Source organism: Mesorhizobium temperatum, assembly GCF_002284575.1.
Classification (GTDB): Bacteria; Pseudomonadota; Alphaproteobacteria; order Rhizobiales; family Rhizobiaceae; genus Mesorhizobium; species Mesorhizobium temperatum.
In genome coordinates, this window is sequence record NZ_NPKJ01000048.1 from 55,424 (window position 1) to 75,512 (window position 20,089).

At 62.2% G+C, this 20,089-nt stretch carries 16 protein-coding genes and 1 tRNA gene; 10 read left to right on the plus strand and 7 right to left on the minus strand.

Annotated features, from left to right (window positions below; all coding sequences use genetic code 11):
- The first annotated feature begins 161 nt into the window (after positions 1–161).
- Positions 162–3,650: a PAS domain-containing hybrid sensor histidine kinase/response regulator gene (locus tag CIT26_RS16275; protein WP_095493521.1), complete on the plus strand. Its 3,489-nt coding sequence runs from the start codon at positions 162–164 to the stop codon at positions 3,648–3,650.
- Between the two features lie 250 nt (positions 3,651–3,900).
- Here CIT26_RS16275 and CIT26_RS16280 read toward each other — a convergent pair whose 3' ends face one another.
- Positions 3,901–4,557 carry a hydrolase gene (locus CIT26_RS16280; RefSeq protein WP_095493522.1) on the minus strand — a complete coding sequence of 219 codons (657 nt, stop codon included), beginning with the start codon at positions 4,555–4,557 and terminating at the stop codon, positions 3,901–3,903.
- A 154-nt stretch (positions 4,558–4,711) separates the two neighbouring features.
- Here CIT26_RS16280 and CIT26_RS16285 point away from each other — a divergent pair, with 154 nt between their 5' ends.
- Positions 4,712–5,605, plus strand: coding sequence for a LysR family transcriptional regulator (locus CIT26_RS16285; RefSeq protein ID WP_095493523.1), 894 nt, complete (start codon positions 4,712–4,714; stop codon positions 5,603–5,605).
- 127 nt (positions 5,606–5,732) lie between these two features.
- Here the strand turns inward: CIT26_RS16285 and CIT26_RS16290 are convergent, their stop codons facing one another.
- Positions 5,733–6,392: a response regulator transcription factor gene (locus tag CIT26_RS16290; protein WP_095493710.1), complete on the minus strand. Its 660-nt coding sequence runs from the start codon at positions 6,390–6,392 to the stop codon at positions 5,733–5,735.
- A gap of 127 nt (positions 6,393–6,519) precedes the next feature.
- Positions 6,520–6,957: a hypothetical protein gene (locus CIT26_RS16295; protein ID WP_095493524.1), complete on the minus strand. Its 438-nt coding sequence runs from the start codon at positions 6,955–6,957 to the stop codon at positions 6,520–6,522.
- Between the two features lie 110 nt (positions 6,958–7,067).
- Here CIT26_RS16295 and CIT26_RS16300 point away from each other — a divergent pair, with 110 nt between their 5' ends.
- Both CIT26_RS16300 and CIT26_RS16305 read left to right on the plus strand, forming a co-directional pair.
- Positions 7,068–7,418, plus strand: coding sequence for a DUF952 domain-containing protein (locus CIT26_RS16300; protein WP_167391425.1), 351 nt, complete (start codon positions 7,068–7,070; stop codon positions 7,416–7,418).
- Positions 7,415–8,491: a quinone-dependent dihydroorotate dehydrogenase gene (locus CIT26_RS16305; protein ID WP_095493526.1), complete on the plus strand. Its 1,077-nt coding sequence runs from the start codon at positions 7,415–7,417 to the stop codon at positions 8,489–8,491. Before CIT26_RS16300 ends, CIT26_RS16305 begins: the two co-directional genes overlap by 4 nt.
- Positions 8,492–8,503: 12 nt before the next feature.
- Here the strand turns inward: CIT26_RS16305 and CIT26_RS16310 are convergent, their stop codons facing one another.
- A complete protein-coding gene (locus tag CIT26_RS16310) occupies positions 8,504–9,841 on the minus strand; it encodes an MATE family efflux transporter (protein ID WP_095493711.1) in 1,338 nt (445 codons plus the stop codon).
- Between the two features lie 118 nt (positions 9,842–9,959).
- Between CIT26_RS16310 and CIT26_RS16315 the strand changes: the two genes are divergently transcribed.
- Positions 9,960–10,859 carry a histone deacetylase family protein gene (locus tag CIT26_RS16315; protein WP_095493527.1) on the plus strand — a complete coding sequence of 300 codons (900 nt, stop codon included), beginning with the start codon at positions 9,960–9,962 and terminating at the stop codon, positions 10,857–10,859.
- Between the two features lie 80 nt (positions 10,860–10,939).
- Here the strand turns inward: CIT26_RS16315 and CIT26_RS16320 are convergent, their stop codons facing one another.
- On the minus strand, positions 10,940–11,203 hold the full coding sequence (locus CIT26_RS16320) for a DUF6460 domain-containing protein (protein ID WP_095493528.1): 264 nt from the start codon (positions 11,201–11,203) through the stop codon (positions 10,940–10,942).
- A 260-nt stretch (positions 11,204–11,463) separates the two neighbouring features.
- On the opposite strand from CIT26_RS16320, the gene CIT26_RS16325 reads away from it, so the two are divergent.
- The gene (locus CIT26_RS16325) at positions 11,464–13,335 is read left to right on the plus strand and encodes an acyltransferase family protein (RefSeq protein ID WP_095493529.1); all 1,872 of its coding nucleotides are present in this window, start codon (positions 11,464–11,466) and stop codon (positions 13,333–13,335) included.
- A 79-nt stretch (positions 13,336–13,414) separates the two neighbouring features.
- A tRNA-Gly gene (locus CIT26_RS16330) sits at positions 13,415–13,488 on the plus strand.
- 112 nt (positions 13,489–13,600) lie between these two features.
- Here CIT26_RS16330 and CIT26_RS16335 read toward each other — a convergent pair.
- Both CIT26_RS16335 and CIT26_RS16340 read right to left on the minus strand, forming a co-directional pair.
- Positions 13,601–14,605, minus strand: coding sequence for a L,D-transpeptidase family protein (locus tag CIT26_RS16335; RefSeq protein WP_095493530.1), 1,005 nt, complete (start codon positions 14,603–14,605; stop codon positions 13,601–13,603).
- A gap of 162 nt (positions 14,606–14,767) precedes the next feature.
- The gene (locus CIT26_RS16340) at positions 14,768–15,757 is read right to left on the minus strand and encodes a LysR family transcriptional regulator (protein ID WP_095493531.1); all 990 of its coding nucleotides are present in this window, start codon (positions 15,755–15,757) and stop codon (positions 14,768–14,770) included.
- A 315-nt stretch (positions 15,758–16,072) separates the two neighbouring features.
- Here CIT26_RS16340 and chvE point away from each other — a divergent pair, with 315 nt between their 5' ends.
- The 3 genes from chvE to mmsB all read left to right on the plus strand — a co-directional run bounded on the left by chvE (position 16,073) and on the right by mmsB (position 20,058).
- Positions 16,073–17,137 (plus strand): multiple monosaccharide ABC transporter substrate-binding protein, encoded by a 1,065-nt coding sequence (gene chvE, locus CIT26_RS16345; protein ID WP_095493532.1) that lies wholly within the window; start codon positions 16,073–16,075, stop codon positions 17,135–17,137.
- Between the two features lie 99 nt (positions 17,138–17,236).
- Entirely contained in the window at positions 17,237–18,769 is a 1,533-nt protein-coding gene (gene mmsA / locus CIT26_RS16350; protein ID WP_095493533.1) for a multiple monosaccharide ABC transporter ATP-binding protein, read from the plus strand.
- Positions 18,766–20,058: a multiple monosaccharide ABC transporter permease gene (gene mmsB / locus CIT26_RS16355; protein WP_029356823.1), complete on the plus strand. Its 1,293-nt coding sequence runs from the start codon at positions 18,766–18,768 to the stop codon at positions 20,056–20,058. Before mmsA ends, mmsB begins: the two co-directional genes overlap by 4 nt.
- Positions 20,059–20,089: the final 31 nt, after the last annotated feature.

The window sequence follows — 20,089 nt, forward strand, 5'->3', positions numbered from 1 at the left end:
AAAACCTGCGGTTGCAGCATGGACAAAAGACCGTTTCCGCAGGCCAAAATTCCCGAAACCGCAGCCATCCTGCGCCGAAAGCCGCGATGGACTTGATCGCCAAGCTGTGATTGCGTCTCAGCGGGCCGGATGCAAAACCGGCAAGGGAGGATTATCGGGCCGTGCAGGGCTGGTTCATCGTCATCATCGCGATCGCTTATGTGACGTTGCTGTTCGTCATCGCCAGCCTCGGCGACCGGCGCTCAACGACATCCGAGCCTGACCGGGCCCGGCCCTTCATCTATGCGCTCAGCCTGGCGATCTACTGCACCTCCTGGACCTTCTTCGGTTCGGTCGGCCTTTCCTCCGAGCGCGGCCTCGAATTCCTCGGCATTTATATCGGCCCGGTGCTGGTGTTCGTATTCGGCTTTCCGCTGCTTCGGCGCATCGTCAGGCTAGCCAAGACAGAGAAGATCACCTCGATCGCCGACTTCCTCGGCGCCCGCTACGGCAAGAGTTTCGCCGTAGCAGCGATTGCCACGCTGATCGCGACGGTCGGCGCGGTGCCTTACATGGCGCTGCAGTTGAAGGCGATTTCCGGTTCGGTCAGCCTGATGGTCGAGCATTATACCGGCTCGCCACCTTCGTTCGATCCCTTCGTCAGCGACATCTCGCTGGTCGTCGCAATGCTCCTTGCGCTGTTTGCGGTGCTGTTCGGCACGCGCCACGCCGACGCCACCGAGCACCAGGATGGGCTGGTGCTGGCGGTAGCGGTGGAAACCGTGGTCAAGCTCGCCGCCTTTCTGGCGATCGGCCTGATGGTGACGTTCCTGATCTTCGGCGGCCCGAGCGATATGGTCGACAAGCTCGCCGAGAATTCGCAAGTTCAGCAAGCAATGGGCTACCGCACGTCGCTCGCCACCTGGCTGGTGCTGACATGTTTGAGCGGTTTCGCCATCATCATGCTGCCGCGCCAGTTCTACGTCACCATCGTCGAGAACCGCAGCGAGGCCGAATTGCGCACCGCGACGTGGGTGTTTCCGCTCTATCTGGTGGCGATCAACCTTTTCGTGCTGCCGATCGCGCTCGCCGGCCTGGCGCTGGTCGGCACTAAAACCAGCAGCGATCTCTACGTCCTGTCGCTGCCGCTGCTCAGCGGTCACGATGTGTTGGCCATGGCGGCGTTCATCGGCGGCCTGTCGGCGGCGACCGCGATGGTGATCGTCGAAAGCGTCGCGCTGTCGATCATGATCTCCAACGACCTCGTCATTCCGCTGTTTGTGCGCCGCCTGCTCAAGACCACGACGTCCGAGAACGAGGACTGGTCGACGCTCATCCTTAACGTGCGGCGGGCGGCGATCTTCATCATGCTGTTCGTCGCCTTCCTCTACTATCGCGAGAGCACCGACAGCGCGCGGCTCTCCTCGATCGGCCTGATGTCGTTCGCCGCGATCGCGCAGTTCGCGCCGGCCCTGATCGGCGGGTTGATCTGGCGCGGCGCCAACGGCAGGGGTGCGGCACTCGGCATGGTCGCCGGCATCGTCGTCTGGAGCTACACGCTGCTGCTTCCTTCGCTCGCCGCGTCCGACACCGGCATTGTCGTCCACGGCCTGTTCGGCTTCGAGGCATTGCGGCCGCAAGCGCTGTTCGGCACCATCGCCGAGCCGCTGAACCACGGCGTCTTGTGGAGCCTGTCGATCAACACGCTGTTCTTCGTGCTCGGCTCGCTGTCGCGCGCATCGGTGCCGCTGGAACGCATCCAGGCGTCGATCTTCGTGCCGCGCGAGGCGAGCCCGATGCCGAGCCTGCGCCGCTTCCGCACCACCGTCACCGTCAACGACCTCAAGGACACCATCGCGCGCTATCTTGGCGTCGAACGCACCGAGCGGTCCTTCCAGTCGTTTGAAGAGAGCAGCGGCGCTTCGCTGCACGGCAATGAACAAGCCAGCATGGACGTCATCCGCTTCTCCGAGCAGCTTCTGGCGAGTGCCGTCGGCTCCTCCTCGGCGCGGCTGATCCTGTCGCTGCTGCTGCGCCGCAACGATCGCGAATCCAAGGACGCCTTCCGCCTGCTCGACGACGCCACCGAGGCGCTGCAGCACAACCGCGACCTGCTGCAGATCGCGCTCGACCAGATGGAACAAGGCATCACCGTCTTCGATAGAGATTTCCGGCTGATCTGCTGGAATCGCCAGTATCGGGCGCTGTTCGACCTGCCCGACGAGATGGGCCAGGTCGGCGTCTCGCTCGACCGCATCCTGCGTCACCTGGCCGAGCGCGGCGACATTCCGGCCGACCAGCGGGTGGCGATGCTCAACCGCCTCACCAGCTTCGTCAGCCCCTGGCAGATGGAGCTGAAGACCAGCGGCCGCATCCTGGAATTGCGCTCCAACCCAATGCCTGATGGAGGCATCGTCGCCACCTATGCCGACATCTCAGGACGCGTCGAGCAGGATCTGGCGCTCAAGCGCGCCAATGAATCGCTGGAACAACGCGTCAAGGACCGCACCGTCGAACTGACCCGCGTCAACGAGGAACTGGCACAGGCGCAGATGCTGGCCGAGGAGGCCAATCTCGGCAAGACGCGGTTCCTTGCCGCCGCCGGCCACGATATCCTGCAGCCTCTGAACGCCGCCCGCCTCTATTGCTCGTCGCTGATCGAAAAGGCCGGCAAGGGCCCGACCGGCAAGGCCGCAAACAACATCGAATCTTCGCTGGAATCGGTCGAGACCATTCTCGGCGCGGTGCTCGACATCTCCCGCCTCGATGCCGGCGCGATGAAACCGGACGACACCGTCTTCAGCCTGGACGAGCTGCTGCGGCAGATCGGCAACGACTTCCAGCCGCTTGCCGCCGAGAGGAAGCTCGGCCTGACGATCATGCCCTCGTCACTCAGCGTGATGACGGATCGCAATCTGCTACGCCGCCTGATCCAGAACCTGGTGTCCAACGCCATCAAATACACGCGCCGCGGCCGCGTCTTGGTCGGTGTGCGGCGGCGCGGCGAACTGGTCGAGATACAGGTGATCGATACCGGCATCGGCATTGCCGGCGACAAGCTAAACACGGTTTTTCACGAATTCACCCGGCTCGACGAGGGTGCGCGCGAAGCTGACGGCCTCGGGCTCGGCCTTTCCATCGTCGACCGCATCGCTCGCGTCTTGCGCCTCGAACTCCAGATCTTTTCAAACCCGGGCAAGGGCACGCGCTTTTCCGTCATCCTGCCGATCGCGGCAGTGCAGCAGCCGCGGCGCGAGGTCGAGGCGAAGACGCCGGTCCGCACTGCTGCTTCGCTTGCCGGGCTACGCGTGCTCTGTATCGACAACGATGCCCGCATCCTCGACGGCATGCGGCTGCTGCTCGAAGGCTGGGGCTGCAGCGTCGACACGCTTGCCGGCTCGGGGGATCTCGAGCGATCCGGCATGCGTAGACCCGACATCGTGCTTGCCGACTACCATCTCGACGGCGAGACCGGCCTTGATGCGATCGCCAAACTGCGCGCGATCCACGGCCAGGACATGCCGGCCGTGCTGGTCACCGCCGACCGCTCGAGCGAGGTGCGCGCCAGCGCCGGCAGGCTCGACGTGCCGGTGATCAACAAGCCGCTGAAGCCGGCGGTGCTGCGCTCGATGATGGCCAGGGTCAGGCCGCTGGCGTCGGCGGCAGAGTAACGGTCATACTCTTCATGTTGAACCCGGATGCCTAGAGCGGGATGACCCCCGCCTATCGCCAGAACGGAGAGGGGCAGACGAGACCCACGACGATTTCAGGCCAGCCGGGGCCAACGGGTTCAGCTTTTCCGTTCATTGCTTCTATTTCTGAGATGACAAGAACCGACCAGCAGCGTGGGATGACGAGGCCCGATGCGTGTTCAACTTCCTTGCGACGCATCGTTCTGAATGCTCGTCATCCCTATTCAGGTTAGCCCTCGGCGGCGCTTGGCACCGGCGTGCTGAGCAGCTGCTGCTCCCACAGGAACGCGATGCCGCTGCCGGCGGCATGCTGCACAAGCAGCTCCGAAAGCTCGGCGGCATGCTCTGTGCGGGCCCAGTCGCGCTGCCATTCCGAAGCCACCGCCAGCCAGGTCATCATGTTCGCGCCGGCCGCGATCATGCGCTGGATCGCGACCTCGTGGGCCTCGACCGAAACGGCGCCTGACGCATCGGTGACGACCGTCACGTCCCAGCCTTCGCCGAGAGCCTGGATCGTCGGCATAGCAACGCAGATCTCGGTCCACAGGCCGGCGATGATAAGCTGCTTGCGGCCGGTGGCCTTGACCGCGTCCACGACCTTCTCATCCTCCCAGGTGTTGATGAACGTCCGATCGATCACCTTCTGTCCAGGAAACACATCGGTGATCTGGGGGAAGAGGAGGCCGCCCCGATCAGCGATCACGCTCGTCAGAATCGTGGGCACGCCGAAGGCCTTGGCGGCCTTCGCCAGAGCCGTCGCATTGTTGACCACCATCTGCGGTTCGTGGCTGTTCACGTTTGTGAGCTGATAGGGCTGGTGGTCGATCAGAACGAGGACCGAGTCTTCAGGACGAAGAAGCGAATCAAGGCCGTTACGAGGGGTCATCAAGACTTCCTTTCTCTGCCGCTATGGACGGCAATGGGTTCACGGGAGACATGCGCCAGCAGGCGACGTTGCCTGGACGCAATTTTCTGTTCCTCTTGGTGATGCGGTAGTGCCATAGTCAGGCAAGCTGTGTCGCGAAACGAGGAACGCCGAATTGGACATCGAAGATCTACAGACATTCGTCGCAGTGGCCGATGCAGGGGGTGTATCGGCCGCCGGGCGCCGGCTCGGCGTCTCCAAGTCAATCGTCAGTCGGCGGCTTTTCCGGATCGAAGCAGAACTCGGCGTTCAGCTTCTTGCACGAACGACCCGCGGCGCCGCGCTTACGGAAGCGGGGATCACGTTCAGGGATTATGCGGCCCGAGCCAGCGCCGAGATCGACACGGCCAGGGAAACGATCCTCCCAACCGGTGATCTGCGCGGCCGCCTGAGAGTTGCCATGCCGCTTTCTTTCGGCCCGACCCACTTCGCCCCCGTGCTTGCGGAAATGGCGCATCAGCACCCTCAGCTCCAGATCCATACCTCCTACAGCGATCGCTTCGTTGATCTCATCGCAGAGGGTTTCGACTGCGCGATCCGGGTCGGGTACCTTCAGGACTCCAACCTGATCGCGAAGCGCATCGGACCGATCTATGGAAAGCTCGTCGCAAGCCCGGATTATATCAAAACGCGCGGTTCACCTCAGACGCCAGATGAGCTCGTCACCCATCAGGCACTCATGCAGGGGACGGAAGCCTGGCAGTTCATGGATGGCGACAAGATCGTCACGGTTCAGCCGCAGGGCAGGTTCAAGGCCGACAACGCTACGGCGCTTGCCGCCGCCGCAGTGGCAGGGCTCGGCATCGCTTGGCTCCCCGATTGCATCACGTATGACTATGTGACCTCCGGAGCGCTCGTTCCCATTATGACACGCTATCCACCACCTTCGGCAGGCGCGTATGTCATCCGCCCGCCTGGTCAGCATCCCGCGCGGAAAGTACGGGTTCTCACCGAGATGCTGATCAAGAGCTTCGAACTGAATCCACACCTTTGGGGGCTCGGCCGCTGAACACGATCAGCGCGAAGCCTATAGAGCGGGGTGCGTTCAAATTGAACTGGGGATCCCGCTCTATCTGTTTGTTTTAGCCGCATTTCTGCAACGCCAAGTGATTCCACTTTGCGGCAAATGCTCTAGGTCAGCTGGCTGCCGGCAGCGGATCGCTGCCGATCTTGGACAGCAGGATCACCGCCTGGGTGCGGCTGTCGACGCCAAGCTTCTGCAGAATGGCCGAGACATGCGCCTTGATCGTTGCTTCGGAGACACCGAGTTCGTAGGCGATCTGCTTGTTGAGCAGCCCTTCCGCCAACATGCCGAGCACGCGCGTCTGCTGCGGCGTCAGCGTCTGCAGCCGCTTGATCAGATCGGAGATCTCGGGATCGCGCTCGACGCCGAGATCGATGCCGGCGGGCGCAGCGATGTCGCCGGCAAGCACCGACTGCACGGCACTGCGGATCTCCTCCATGCTGGCCGATTTGGAGATGAAACCGGAAGCGCCGAGGTCGAGCGCGCGTCGGATGGTCACCGGATCGTCATGTGCCGACACCACCACCAGTGGCACCGTCGGATGGATGCCGCGCAGCGAGATCAGGCCGGAAAGGCCGCTAGCGCCCGGCATCGACAGGTCGAGCAGCACCAGATCGACGTCCTCATTGGCCACGACCAGCGCCTTGGCGCTTTCGAAATCGCCGGCCTCGTGAATGCCGGCGACGTTGCCGATGCCGGCAAGCGCCTCTCTCAGCGCACCGCGAAAAAGCGGATGATCGTCAGCGATGACGAAAGTGTAGCCCGACGGCACAAGTCCCTCCCCGAATCCCATTGATGAATTGTCTGCTTCTTACGGGATCAGTCGAACGATTATGCGGCGATATCAGCCGTTTTCAAGCGGCAAAGGCTATGTGCCGGGTTTCCCCGGTGAACGGTGCTCAGGTTTTTTGCGGATTGGGCCTGGCGGCATCCTCGCCGCTGTCCTTTTCCATGTCCTTGACGATGCCGATGAAGCTGCGCAGGAAGCGCTCCATATAGCTCATCGTCTTGTTGAAATCCTCCTCGCTGGGCAATGTCGACTCAAAGCGGGCGGCAAGCGAGTTCTCGAGCTTGACGACGCGCTGGTCGAGCGCCTTCACCGAATTTTGCAGCCGGTCGATCTCGTCCTGGAAGGCGGCGCGTTCATCGGCCGCCATCTTGCAGACGAGCTGGCCGGAAGCCTCCTCGCAGATCGACATCGCACCGGTCTGCGTGTCCATGCGGACATAGCCGGTGGCCGATTTTTCCATCCGGTAGCGGTCGGCTTCCTCGGAAAAAGCTGATACCGCGACGAGCGACATGAGGGCGGCAGGGATCAAGACGTGCTGCGGACGCATATTGTCCTCCATGGGCCAGTAAGTGCAATTTATCGCATGTTTGCGCCGGAAATGGGGAAGAACCCTGGCCCGCTCTTTCCCGTATGGCTGGTTCGGACTATAGCGCAACCATGTCTCAGATTATCTACAAGATAGTGCCCGAACGGTTGTGGCGCGAGGCCGAAAGAAATGGCAGCTTCGCCGGCGCGCCGATCGATGTCGCCGACGGCTTCATTCATTTTTCCACCGCCGGCCAGGCCAGGGAAACGGCGGCCAAACACTTTGCCGGCCAGACCGGGCTGCTGCTGGTCGCCGTCGATGGCGCCAAACTCGGTGATGTGCTGAAATACGAGGTCTCGCGCGGCGGCGCGCTGTTCCCGCATCTTTACGGCCCGCTCGACCTCAACGCCGTCGTCTGGGTGCAACCGTTGCCGCTCGGCACCGATGGCCTGCACCAATTCCCGGCGCTGGAGGCCGAATGAGCGTGCTCGACCGGCTCGGCCAGAGGTTCCTGTTTGCATTCGATCCGGAGGCCGCCCACGGCCTGTCGATCGCCGCGCTGAAATGCGGGCTGCCGGTCGCCCGGCGCCCTGTGCTCGACGAAAGGCTGAAAGTCAGCGTCTGCGGCATCGATTTCCCCAATCCGCTCGGCATGGCTGCCGGTTACGACAAGAACGCCGAGGTTCCCGATGCGCTGCTTGGCCTCGGCTTTGGCTTTACCGAGGTCGGCACGATCACGCCGCTGCCGCAGGCCGGCAACCCGAAGCCGCGCATTTTCCGGCTGACATCGGACGAAGCGGTGATCAACCGGCTGGGCTTCAACAATGAGGGCCACGAGGCCGCCGAACAACGGCTTGCCGCCCGCAAGGGCCGCGCCGGCATCGTCGGCGTCAATATCGGTGCCAACAAGGACAGCACCGACCGCGTCGGTGACTATGAACGAGGCGTTGTCAGGTTTGCACCCTACGCCAGCTATCTGACGGTCAACATTTCATCGCCGAACACGCCGGGCCTGCGCAACATGCAGGCGCGCGAACAGCTCGGCGAACTCCTGTCGCGCGTCATGGCCGCACGTACGGCAGCTGCAGCGCAGCGGCCCGTCTTCCTCAAGATCGCGCCGGACCTGGTCGAGGCCGAGTTGGAGGATATCGCCGCCGAGGTCACCGAGAAGGCAATAAACGGTGTCATCGTCTCCAACACCACCATCGCGCGGCCGGGGCTGCGCAGCACCGATTTTGCCGGCGAGACAGGCGGGCTTTCGGGAAAACCGTTGTTCGAGCGCTCGACCATCGTGCTGGCAAAGATGCGGAAACTGCTTGGCCCGGACCGCGCCATCATCGGCGTCGGCGGCGTCGATTCTGCAGATACGGCACTTGAAAAGATCCGCGCCGGCGCCGATCTCGTCCAGCTCTACACCGGCATGATCTATGCCGGGCCGGCACTGCCGGGCCGCATTCTTGCGGGGATGGCGCGTTTTGCGGATATGCAACGGCTCAAGTCGCTGCGCGAGTTGCGCGATAGCAGCCTCGATCAATGGTCGTCCAAGCCGCTCTGACCCGAAGTCGCTCTAAAACGCCGTCCGCATCCGCAAGCGCAAAATGGCAAGCAGGCTGAAGCCGCGCACCAGCAGGAAGACGTGCAGCGCCGCCCACAGGCCGTGATTGCCGAAGGCTGGCGCCAGGATGAGCAAGGCCGCGCTGAAGACGAGGAACGACAAGAGCATCATGTTGCGCATGTCGCGCGACCAGGTCGCGCCGATGAAGACGCCATCCATCTGAAACGCCAGCACGCCGCTGAGTGCGGTGAACGCCGCCCAGGGCAGATAGATGTCGGCAACGGCGCGAACATCTTGTGACGTCGTGATCAGGGCGACCAGATCAGTACCGCCCAGCAAAAGGACAAGCGTCGCCGTGGCCGCCAGCCCTAAGCCCCAGAACAGGGTCAGCCGCACCGCCTGCCGGAATTGCATCGCGGCACGCGCGCCCACGGCACGCCCGGCGAGCTGTTCGGCTGCCGTGGCGAAACCGTCGAGGAAATAGCCGGCGATGAGGAAGAAGTTCATCAGCACCGCGTTGGCGGCCAGCGTCACCGTGCCGAATTGTGCGCCCTGGCGGGTGAACAGCGCGAAAGCGGCGAGCAGCGAAAACGACCGGATCATGATGTCACGGTTGAGCGACATCATGCGCAGGAATGCCGACAGGTCGAGGATGCGATGGCGCGGCAGCCGGGGCGCTGCCCAGAAACGCCGGCCGATGATCGCCAGGCCAAGCAGCATGGCGACGAATTCACCGGTGACGGTCGCCCAGGCGACGCCGGCGACGCCCCAGCCGAGCTCCAGCCCCAGCAGGATGCAGAGCGCGATGTTGATGCCGTTCAGCACCAATTGCAGCATCAGCCCAAGCACTCCCTCGCCACGCCCCAGCACATAGCCGAGGATGGCGTAGTTGATCAGCGAGAACGGTGCTGCAAGCAGCCTGATGCGGATGTAGACGGCCATCGCCTCGCTGACGCGCGGCTCGGCGCTCATGAACCATTGTCCGGCGATGGCGACCAGTGGCGCAAGTGCGGCAAGCACGATGCCAGTGACGACCGCGATCAGCACGGCGCGCCAGAAAACCGCCTGTTCCTCGAGTTCGTCGTCGCGTCCGACAGCCTGGGCGACGAGCCCGGTGGTGCCGGAGCGTAGGAAATTGAAGGAGGTGAAGACGACGTCGAAGACCAGGGCGCCCGCCGCCAGGCCGCCGAGAAGGGCAGCGTCGCCCAACTGCCCGACCACCGCGGTATCGACGATGCCGAGCAGCGGCGTCGTCAGATAGGCAAGCGTCATCGGCACCGCGATGGCGAGCACCGAGCGATTGGTAACGACGAAAGACCGGCCGTTGGCCGCTGCTGACACCTGATCCAGGATCCGCTTTCCCTTTGCGGCTTGATCGAACAGCCGATGTGGCCCAGTTTCCGGACGCCGCGCAACCACTCATCCCGCCACGGCCAACCGAAACCCGCCTCTGGCGCACCTGCCGCTCATGCCCCTGCAGATCGTTCATCATCCCGACTACGACGCCGGCTTCGCCGTCAACCATCGCTTCCCGATGAGCAAATACAAGCTGCTGATGGAAGCCTTGGGCGCCCGCGGACTGACCGGCCCCGCCGCGCTCAACGTGCCCGAACCGGCGCCGGCATCATGGCTGAAGCTTGCCCATGACGCCGGCTATGTCGACCAGGTGCTGGGCTGCGAAGTGCCTGAAAAAATCGAGCGCGACATCGGCTTTCCGGTGAGCCCGCGCGTCTCGCTCAGGGCGCAGCTCGCAACGGGCGGCACCGTGCTGGCGGCGCGGCTGGCGTTGCTGGACGGCATCGCCTGCAACACCGCCGGCGGCAGCCATCATGCGCTGCGCGCGCAAGGCGCCTTCTGCACCTTCAACGATGTTGCGGTGGCTTCACTGGTACTGCTTGCCGAAGCTGCCGCCCGCAACATCCTGATCGTCGATCTCGACGTGCATCAGGGCGACGGCACGGCGGATATTCTCGGCGACGAGCGGCGCGTGTCCACCTTTTCCATGCATGGCGACCGCAACTATCCGACGCGCAAGATCGCTTCCGACCTCGACATCGCCCTGCCAGATGGCACCGGCGATGCGGCCTATCTCGAAAGGTTGGGCGGCATCCTGCCGGAACTCACCGCCAGGGCGCGCTGGGACATCGTTTTCTACAATGCAGGGGTCGACGTTCATGCCGAGGACCGGCTTGGCAGGTTGTCGCTGTCGGACGAGGGGCTGCGCGCCCGCGACGACATGGTGATCCGTCATTTTCGCGCGCTCGGCATCCCGGTCTGCGGCGTTATCGGCGGCGGCTATTCGACTGACGTAGCGGCCCTCGCCGCGCGCCATGCCATCCTGTTCGAAGTGGCCGAAGGCTTCGCCTGAGCGCCTATCGTTTGGGCATGATCCTTTCCGAAAACCGGTTTCCACTTTTTGCTACGCTGACCTTCGGTCGGGATCATGCTCTATTTCCGATAATTGGCGATCCTGAGAAGGATGAAGGCCGGAATGACGATCGCCGCGCCCAGCAGGATATAGCCAAGGAAACGCTCAATGGCGCGGAAGCCCAGATTCCAAAGATCGACGAAGAAATTCCGGATGCCGTAGAGCACATCCATCGGCGACCAGCCGAATGCGTTCATGACAAGGCCGACGAGGAACGACAACACCAACAGCTTCAGGAGCACCCGGAGCGGCGTATCGCCGAGAAAGCGCGTTAGTGCGGACAAGGCGTGTCTCCAGATTCGGTTACAGGTCCAGAAATACGCACTTGCCGCGCTGGCATCAAGGCGGTCACCAACTCCAGTTGCCCCGGACAACGGGTTGGCCGGATTGTCTGCTCGCCAGTCTTGACACCGATGCTGCAGTGCAGCAAAATTAGGCGACAGAGGGTGACCCGTTGATATCGATCTGCCAGACCCACTCGTATCGCCCGGTGATGGACGGACTGCGCTGTTTCGCCGTGACCTGCGAACACAGGACTTCTTGAATGAAGTACAGGCGCGATATCGATGGTCTTCGGGCCGTTGCGGTCCTGCCGGTTGTACTCTTCCATTTCGGAATTTCGGCAATTCCAGGCGGCTTTACCGGCGTCGATATCTTCTTCGTCATATCCGGCTATCTGATCACCGGAAGCCTTCTGGACGACCTTGAACGCGGCCAGTTTTCGATCATCAGCTTCTATTGGCGCCGTGCCCGGCGCATCCTGCCGGCTCTGATCTTTGTCACGCTTCTCAGCTGCATTGCGGCATTGTTCATTCTTCTGCCGTCAGATCTGCACGAATTCAGTCTCAGCGTCATAGCGGCCTCGACTTTCTGGTCGAACATCTATTTTTGGAAGACGTCAAATTACTTCTCCATCGATGCCGAGCTCCGACCGCTGTTGCACACCTGGTCGCTTTCGGTCGAGGAGCAGTACTATATCTTTGCCCCAATCCTGATGTTCCTGATCTATCGCTATTTTGCCAAGCGCTGGCTGACGATACTCCTGCCGATCATTCTCGGCAGCTTCGTGCTGGCGGTCATGGCGACATGGCTGGCGCCAAACGCGGGATTCTACCTGCTGCCGACACGAGTCTGGGAACTCATGCTGGGCGCGGTGCTCATGCTGAAACGGCCCCCGCCCTTGAGCAACCGGTTCCTTATGGAACTGGTCGGGCTGGCCGGATTTGGCCTTCTCGCCATCGGGTTCTTTGCGATCTCGGAGAGCGACCCGTTCCCGGGCTACAACGCTTTGTATCCGTGCCTCGGAACGGCCCTCCTTATCTATGTCGGCCAAAATAGCCCCTCGACGATCGCCAGCCGCATACTCGAAGTTCGTCCGCTGGTCTGGATCGGCCTCATCTCCTATTCGCTGTATCTTGTTCACTGGCCGATCAATGCGTTCGCGCACTATCTTTCGTTACAAAAACTCGACCCGTCGATGACCGTTGCGATGACGGTTGCAAGCTTCGCATTGGCTGCATTTTCGTGGAAGTACATCGAGCAGCCGTTTCGGCAGAAAAGGAGCTTCACCGCCCCGGTGCCCATCTTCGCCTTTTCAGCGGGCGCGATCGCTCTTCTTTGCGTTGGCGGGGCGGCGGGGGCGCTCGGCAACGGCTTTCCGCAAAGGTTTCCGGACTATGCCCAACAGCGGATTCCTGTCGGGGACTGGGGCAATGGCACCTGTTTCAACGAGGGCTCCAGCCGGATCGAAAGCTGGAATATCGAGGATTGCACGCGCACTCGCGGCTTCCCTACAACCGTATTGTTGTGGGGCGACTCGTTCGCCGCCCACTATGTTTCAGGCCTGGACGCCAACATTAATCAGCTACAGGCCAACATCGTCGAATATACCTACGCAGGCTGTCCACCGATTCTCTCCTACTTCTCCTATGCACGCCCAGATTGCATGCGGTTCAATCAGCAAGCCCTGAAGATCGTCCAGGACGCCGGCATCAAGACGGTTGTACTCAGCGGTCGGTGGACCGACTACGAGGCCAGAAGTTTCGACGGTCTCCAGCAAACGATCGATACGCTTCGTGGCCTAGGTGTGCGTGTGTTTGTCATCGGCCAGTCTCCACAGTTCATAACCGACGTTCGGAAAATCGCGTTCTTCGCAAAGCGCGAAAATCTCGATGATACATCCTGGCCAATGGCCATGGATCCCGACATCAACAACCGTGTGCGCGCATTTACCAAAGGCGCCACCTTCATCGATCCGCTCAATTTCCTCTGTAGCGCAGGACGCTGCTCCTACGCCGACGCAGGCCAGTTCCTCTATTTCGACTATGGCCATTTCTCCTCAATCGGGGCCACGCTGGCAATTTCGAAATACTGGCCGGCTTTTGCCGCAGACGATGCCCTTGCCACGACGGAGTAACAGTCGGGCGGCTGGCAAGGCACGAGCGCACGCTTAACCATTGCCCGAACGCCGGCTTGCGTGGTAACGAGGCTGCTGCGCGGGTATGATGTAATGGTAGCTTGTCAGCTTCCCAAGCTGAACGCGCGGGTTCGATTCCCGCTACCCGCTCCACCTTGCTCCGAGGGTTTGTGCCTGTAACTCCCGACCCGATCCCTTTCGACTTGGGATCTCGAAGGTTCACAGGAATAGCCTGCGACAGCAGGTCTGCTGGCCAATCATTTTGCTACGGAGCGAGCTCGTCGACGGCATGGGCGATCTCGTTCTTGAACTCGACTTTCGTGCCCGGCTGCACGATAGAGCCAAGGTCTTCGGCATCCCAATTGGTCAGTCGGATGCAGCCATGCGAGAAGGTCGTGCCGATCTTGCCCGGGTCGGGCGTACCGTGGATGCCGTAGCTTTCGATGGAGAGATCGATCCAGACCGATCCCACGGGATTGTTCGGTCCGGCAGCGATGGTGAAGGGCCGCTTGGTCCGGACCCCCTTGAAAGCGAAGTCCGGATCGTAGTGATAGGTGGGGTTGCGCACCACGCGCTTGACCTCCGACATGCCGCTTGGCGCCGGGTTTTCATCGCTGCCAATCGAGGCGGGGTAGACTGCGAGCCATTTGCCGGAAGGATCGAGCACGCGCACCAGGCGGGCGCCCTTGTCGACCTCGATGCGGGCAACGGCAGCGGGAGGATCGCCCCGGCCAACATCAGGCACCACCAGGGTCGTGCCGGCCTTCCTGAAGCCGATGCCCGGATTGAGCATCCTGAGCAACTGTTCGCTGATATGGAAGCGCTCCGCCAGCTTCTCTGCAGCGGTGCGATAGCCGAGCCGCGGCAGACGGGCCATCCTCTCCATGCGAGCCGGGATACGCCTGGTGAAGGGTCCGCGCACATCCTTGCGCGTCACCTCATAGGTGACCAGCACCGGGCCGGCGGAGGTTGCGATGAGCTTGCTCCAGGTCTCCGGAGTGAGCTTGCCATCGGATGGGAGTCCGTTCGCCTGCTGAAAGGCGCCGATCGCCTTGGCGAAGTTCTCTGACAGCCGGCCGTCGATCAGCCCCGGCGAGAAGCGGGCGCGATCCAAGAGAATCTGCGCCTTCAACACGGTCGGATCGGCATCCTTCGGTTCGCCGGCGGCGAATTGGGCCTGGTTGACGGTGGTTTGGTCCAGCTTGGCCGCCCACGCCCCGCCGCATGCGAAGGCAAGCGTCGCGGCGAAGACGAGGAGAAGCCTGATCATCGATAGCCTCGCTGGGGCTGCAACAGGAGCCCGCTTCTATGACGCGGCACCGCCCTGTGTGGTTCCTTCGCTCGAGCGATATTCTGAATTGAAGCGACATGACCTAGGAGCCGTGCGATAGCTATGCAGTGGATCGGCAATGGATTGCTTGATTTAACGCCGTCAGCCTACCTCTCTCAAAATGAAGTCGTGCAGCATCTTGGCTGCCGGCGACAGCGCGCGATTTTTTACGGTGATCAGGCTGTAGGGCCTGACCTCGATGTCGAACTCAGTCTGGACGACGTCGATGGCGCCGGCCAGCCCCTCGGGGTTCTGGATGAATTTCGCCACCTGGATCGACACCGGCGCGATGGCGTCCGACTGCGCGACCATGACCAGGGTCAGGAGCAGCGAGCTGGTGTTGAGGATGCGGTCCGGCAGCGCGATGTTGCGGTTCAGGAAATTGCTTTCCATCGCCTGGCGCAGCGGCGAGCCGCCCGACTGGAAAACCCAGTCATAGGCGGCGGTCTCCTCCAGCCGCACCGCCTTGCCCTTAGCGAGCGGGTGGCCGCGGCGCACGATCAGGCAGGCTTTTTCGACGCCGATGACGCGGGCCTCGAACAGCCGTGGATTGAGGTCGTCGGGGATGCGCGCGATGATGAAATCGTGACGTGTGGCGATCAGCTCGCGCGCCAGCACATTGGAGGTCTCGACCTGCATGGTGATCTCGATACGCGGATAGATACGCCGGATTTCGCGGATCGCCGGCACGGCGAGCTCGATCGCGGGAGCCGTCACCGCGCCGAGGAACACCGAGCCGCCCTTGCCCGCCTTGAGCTCGGATATCTCGCGGTCGACTTCACGCATCTCGAGCAGGATCGAACGCGCGCGCCTCGCCAACGCCTTGCCATAGGGCGTCAGCGTGATGCCGCGCGGCAGCCTCTCGCACAGCTTGACGTCGAGCACCGCCTCCATCTCGGCGATCATCCGCGAGGCGGCGGGCTGCGAAATGTTCATGACCTGGGCTGCCGCGCTGACCCGGCCATGGTCATCGAGGGCTGCGATCATGCGCATGTGGCGCAGACTGAGGCCGCTGCGCAGCAGGGTCTCACTCCTGCCGGGACTTTCGCCATAACCATCTGAAAGTCCAGTAGGATCCCGTAGCGCCGCCATGATCTCCGTTTGCTCCTCGCTCGTGGCCGGCCGGCAATCCGGCCAGATCTTTTGTCCACTTTCAGTATATCAGTTTGGGTATAGCAACCACCAAAGATCGCATTTGACAGTTATGGCAAAGAGCCACACCCTCCGCGCGTCCTGGAGCTTGACCGTCGCCAGCGAGAAAAATCGCATCGACTGGAACCAGAGTCTCAGGGCCGATTGGGAGGATACCGGAGATCGATATGACGGCAGCGGCGCGTTTGGCGCTCCTGCACGATCGCGCGGCCCACGAAACCCAGGGTGCGCGTCCATCAACCAGGGAGAGTTAATGTGAAGATCGTCAAGACACTGGCCGCCGTCGCGGCCCTTAGCATCGCGGCCATGACGGTCCCGGTGCAGGCAGGCGAAGGCCTCATCGGCGTGCTGATGCCCACCAAGACCTCGCAGCGCTGGATCAACGACGGCGACGCCGTCAAGTCCCAGCTCGAGGCTCTGGGCTACACTGTCGACCTGCAATATGCGCAGGACGATATCCCCAATCAGCTCAGCCAGCTGGAAAACGAAATCACCAAAGGCCCGAAGGCACTGATCATCGCCTCCATCGACGGCACCACGATGTCGGACGCGCTGCAGAAGGCGGCTGACGCCGGCGTCGTCGTCGTCGCCTATGACCGGCTGATCAAGAAGACCCCGAATGTCGACTACTACACCACGTTCGACAATTTCGGCGTCGGCGTCATCCAGGCCAAATCGCTGCTCAAGGGCCTCGGCTATCCGGAAAACAAGGGTCCGTTCAACGTCGAGCTGTTCGGCGGCTCGCCGGACGACAACAACGCCTTCTTCTTCTACGACGGCGCAATGTCGGTTCTGCAACCGCTGATCGACGACAAGACCCTCGTGGTGAAGTCCGGCCAGATGGGCATGGACAAGGTCGGCACGCTCCGCTGGCTGGCAGCGACGGCCCAGGCCCGCATGGACAATCTGCTCTCCGCCAACTATTCGGATGGCAGCCGCGTCGATGGCGTGCTCTCGCCGTATGACGGCCTGTCGCGCGGCATCATCGCTTCGTTGCGCGCCGTTGGTTACGGCACGCCCGATCAACCATGGCCCGTTGTCACCGGCCAGGATGCCGAGACCGCTTCGGTCAAGGCGATCATCGCCGGCGAGCAGTACTCGACCGTGTTCAAGGACACCCGCGAACTCGCCAAGGCGACGGTCGAACTCGTCGACAAGGTGCTCACGGGCAGCAAGCCGGACGGCCTCGACACCAAGACCTACAACAATGACGTCAAGGTCGTCCCCTCGATCCTGCTGACGCCGCATGATGTCGACAAGTCGAACTACCAGGCTCTGGTGGTCGATTCCGGCTACATCAAGGCCGAAGAGCTGAAGTAACCGCAGTTGTAAAAACCGGGGTCCTGCGCAGCGCAGGACCCCTTTTGGTTAGCGAGCGACCCCGGTAGTTTCCGGTACCTCGGAGGAGTGGTATTCCTGATGGCCTCGACGATTTTGGAGATGCGTGACATCACCAAGACGTTTCCCGGCGTCAAGGCGCTGTCGAATGTCAACCTCAGCGTAGAGGAAGGCGAGATTCACGCCGTTGTCGGCGAGAACGGCGCCGGCAAGTCGACGCTGATGAAGGTGCTGTCGGGCGTGTATCCATCCGGCACTTATGACGGCGAAATCATCTATCGCGGCGATGAGTGCCACTTCAAGGGCATCCACGACAGCGAGCGCCGCGGCATCGTCATCATCCACCAGGAACTCGCGCTGGTGCCGATGCTGTCGATCGCCGAAAACATCTTTCTCGGCAACGAGCATGCCAGATACGGCGTCATCGACTGGAATGCCAACGAGACGCGCACCAGCGCTCTGCTCAAGAAGGTGGGGCTTAAGGAAGACCCCAAGACGCTGATCACCAATATCGGCGTCGGCAAGCAGCAACTGGTCGAGATCGCCAAGGCGCTCAGCAAGGAAGTGCAGCTGCTGATCCTCGACGAACCGACGGCGAGCCTGTCCGAAAAGGACAGCCAGGCGCTGCTCGACCTGCTGCTCGAATTCAAGCGGCAGGGCATCACCTCGATCCTGATCTCGCACAAGCTCAACGAGATCAACCGGGTCGCCGACAAGGTGACGATCATCCGCGACGGGCGGACCATCGAGACGCTGCCTAAGAAAGACATCTCGGAAGACCGCATCATCACCTCGATGGTCGGCCGCTCGCTAGACGACCGTTATCCGTCGCGCGAGCCCGAGATCGGTGAGATCGTACTCCAGGTGAGGAACTGGTCGGTCTATCACCCGATCCATGCCGAGCGGCAAGTGATCAAGGGCATCGACATCGACGTCCGCAAGGGCGAGGTGGTGGGTATCGCCGGGCTGATGGGCGCCGGACGCACCGAATTCGCGATGAGCCTGTTCGGCCGCTCCTATGGCCGCCGCATCACGGGCGAGGTGCTGCTCAAGGGCAAGCCCATCGATGTCTCCTCTGTCAGCAAGGCAGTGGAACACGGCATCGCTTACGTCACCGAGGACCGCAAGACCTACGGTCTCAACCTGATCGATCACATCAAGCACAACATCACGCTGGCCAATCTTCCCGGCGTGTCGCGCCATAGCGTGATCGACGACATGCGCGAGCTCGCCGTCGCCAACGACTACAAGGCCAAGACCAACATCCGCTCGTCCAGCGTTTACCAGATGACCGGCAATCTATCGGGCGGCAATCAACAGAAGGTGGTGCTGTCGAAGTGGCTGTTCGCCAATCCGGAGGTGCTGATCCTCGACGAGCCGACGCGCGGCATCGACGTTGGTGCCAAGTATGAAATCTACACGATCATCGCGCGTCTCGCCTCGGAGGGTAAGGCGATCATCGTCATCTCGTCGGAGATGCCCGAACTGCTCGGCATCACCGACCGCATCTATGTCATGAACGAAGGACGTATCGTCGGCGAAATGGCGGCGAGCGATGCCAGCCAGGAAAAGATTATGCGCGCCATCGTTCGCGGAGAAGGAAAAGCATCATGAGCACCGAAAGCGCTCCCGTCCCGAAAAGCGGCGTCGCCGAAGATGTGCAGCAGGGGCCGCGCGTTGCCGTCTCGGCGCTGGTCACCAACCTGCGCGAATACGGCCTGATCCTGGCGCTTATCGCCATCATGGTATTCTTCCAGTACACGACGTCCGGAACGCTGTTCAAGCCGGTGAACTTGAGTAACCTGGTGCAGCAGAACAGCTTCATCATCGTGATGGCGCTGGGCATGCTGCTGGTCATCGTCTCCGGCCATATCGATCTCAGCGTCGGGTCCGTCGCCGGTTTCATCGGCGCGCTGGCGGCGATGATGATGGTCATCTGGCCTCTCGGCCCTTTCAGCAATCCGCTGGTGGTGTCGATCATCTGCCTGATCATCGGCGGCGCGATCGGCGCGGGACAAGGCTACTGGATCGCCTATCACCGAATACCGAGCTTCATCGTCACGCTGGCGGGGATGCTGATCTTCCGCGGCATCTGCCAGGCGCTGCTGGGTGGCGGGTCTTCCGTGGGGCCGCTTCCAGCCGGCTTCAAGGCGCTCAGTTCCGGCTTCATTCCGGACGTGATCGGCTCGTTGACACTGATCCCGCCGGTCGTGAACGCCGCCGGCAAGACCATCGTCGGCAGCGGGCTGACGCTGCACATGACGACGATCGTGATCGGCCTCGTTGCCGTGCTCGCCTATGCCTATTTCGGGCTCAGGGCACGGCGCAGCCGCGAGCGGCATGGCTACGAAGCCGAACCCTTCACGCTGTTCGTCGTCAAGACCCTGGTGACCAGCGCTCTGGCGCTGTTCCTGGTCTACCAGTTCGCCACCTACAGAGGCCTGCCGATCGTTCTCGTGGTGATGGGCGTGCTGATCGCGCTGTTCGTCTTCGTCACCAAACGCATGACGGTCGGCCGCCGTATCTACGCGATGGGCGGCAATGCCAAGGCGGCGCAGCTATCGGGTATCAAGACCGAGCGGCTGACCCTGATGGTGTTCATCAATATGGGCGTGCTCTCGGCGCTCGGCGGGCTGATCATTGCGGCGCGCCTTGGCCAGGCGGTGCCAGCGGCCGGCCTCGGCAGCGAGCTCGACGTCATCGCCGCTGTGTTCATCGGCGGGGCTTCGGCGATGGGCGGCGTCGGTCAGGTTATTGGCGCGGTGGTCGGCGGTTTCATCATGGGCGTCATGAACAACGGCATGTCGATCATGGGCGTCAATGTCGATTGGCAACAGGTGGTCAAAGGCCTAGTGCTGCTCGGCGCCGTGGTCTTCGACGTCTACAACAAGAACAAGGCTTGAGGGCGAGGGAACGAATGCATGTCGCCAAACG

What these genes read in the sequence shown, in the direction of transcription:
- CIT26_RS16280 (WP_095493522.1), bottom strand. Translation starts at nt 4,557, where the DNA reads ATGACCCCTCGTAACGGCCTTGATTCGCTTCTTCGTCCTGAAGACTCG.
- CIT26_RS16295 (WP_095493524.1), bottom strand. Translation starts at nt 6,957, where the DNA reads ATGCGTCCGCAGCACGTCTTGATCCCTGCCGCCCTCATGTCGCTCGTC.
- CIT26_RS16300 (WP_167391425.1), top strand. Translation starts at nt 7,068, where the DNA reads ATGTCTCAGATTATCTACAAGATAGTGCCCGAACGGTTGTGGCGCGAG.
- CIT26_RS16305 (WP_095493526.1), top strand. Translation starts at nt 7,415, where the DNA reads ATGAGCGTGCTCGACCGGCTCGGCCAGAGGTTCCTGTTTGCATTCGAT.
- CIT26_RS16315 (WP_095493527.1), top strand. Translation starts at nt 9,960, where the DNA reads ATGCCCCTGCAGATCGTTCATCATCCCGACTACGACGCCGGCTTCGCC.
- CIT26_RS16325 (WP_095493529.1), top strand. Translation starts at nt 11,464, where the DNA reads ATGAAGTACAGGCGCGATATCGATGGTCTTCGGGCCGTTGCGGTCCTG.
- CIT26_RS16335 (WP_095493530.1), bottom strand. Translation starts at nt 14,605, where the DNA reads ATGATCAGGCTTCTCCTCGTCTTCGCCGCGACGCTTGCCTTCGCATGC.
- CIT26_RS16340 (WP_095493531.1), bottom strand. Translation starts at nt 15,757, where the DNA reads ATGGCGGCGCTACGGGATCCTACTGGACTTTCAGATGGTTATGGCGAA.
- mmsA (WP_095493533.1), top strand. Translation starts at nt 17,237, where the DNA reads ATGGCCTCGACGATTTTGGAGATGCGTGACATCACCAAGACGTTTCCC.
- mmsB (WP_029356823.1), top strand. Translation starts at nt 18,766, where the DNA reads ATGAGCACCGAAAGCGCTCCCGTCCCGAAAAGCGGCGTCGCCGAAGAT.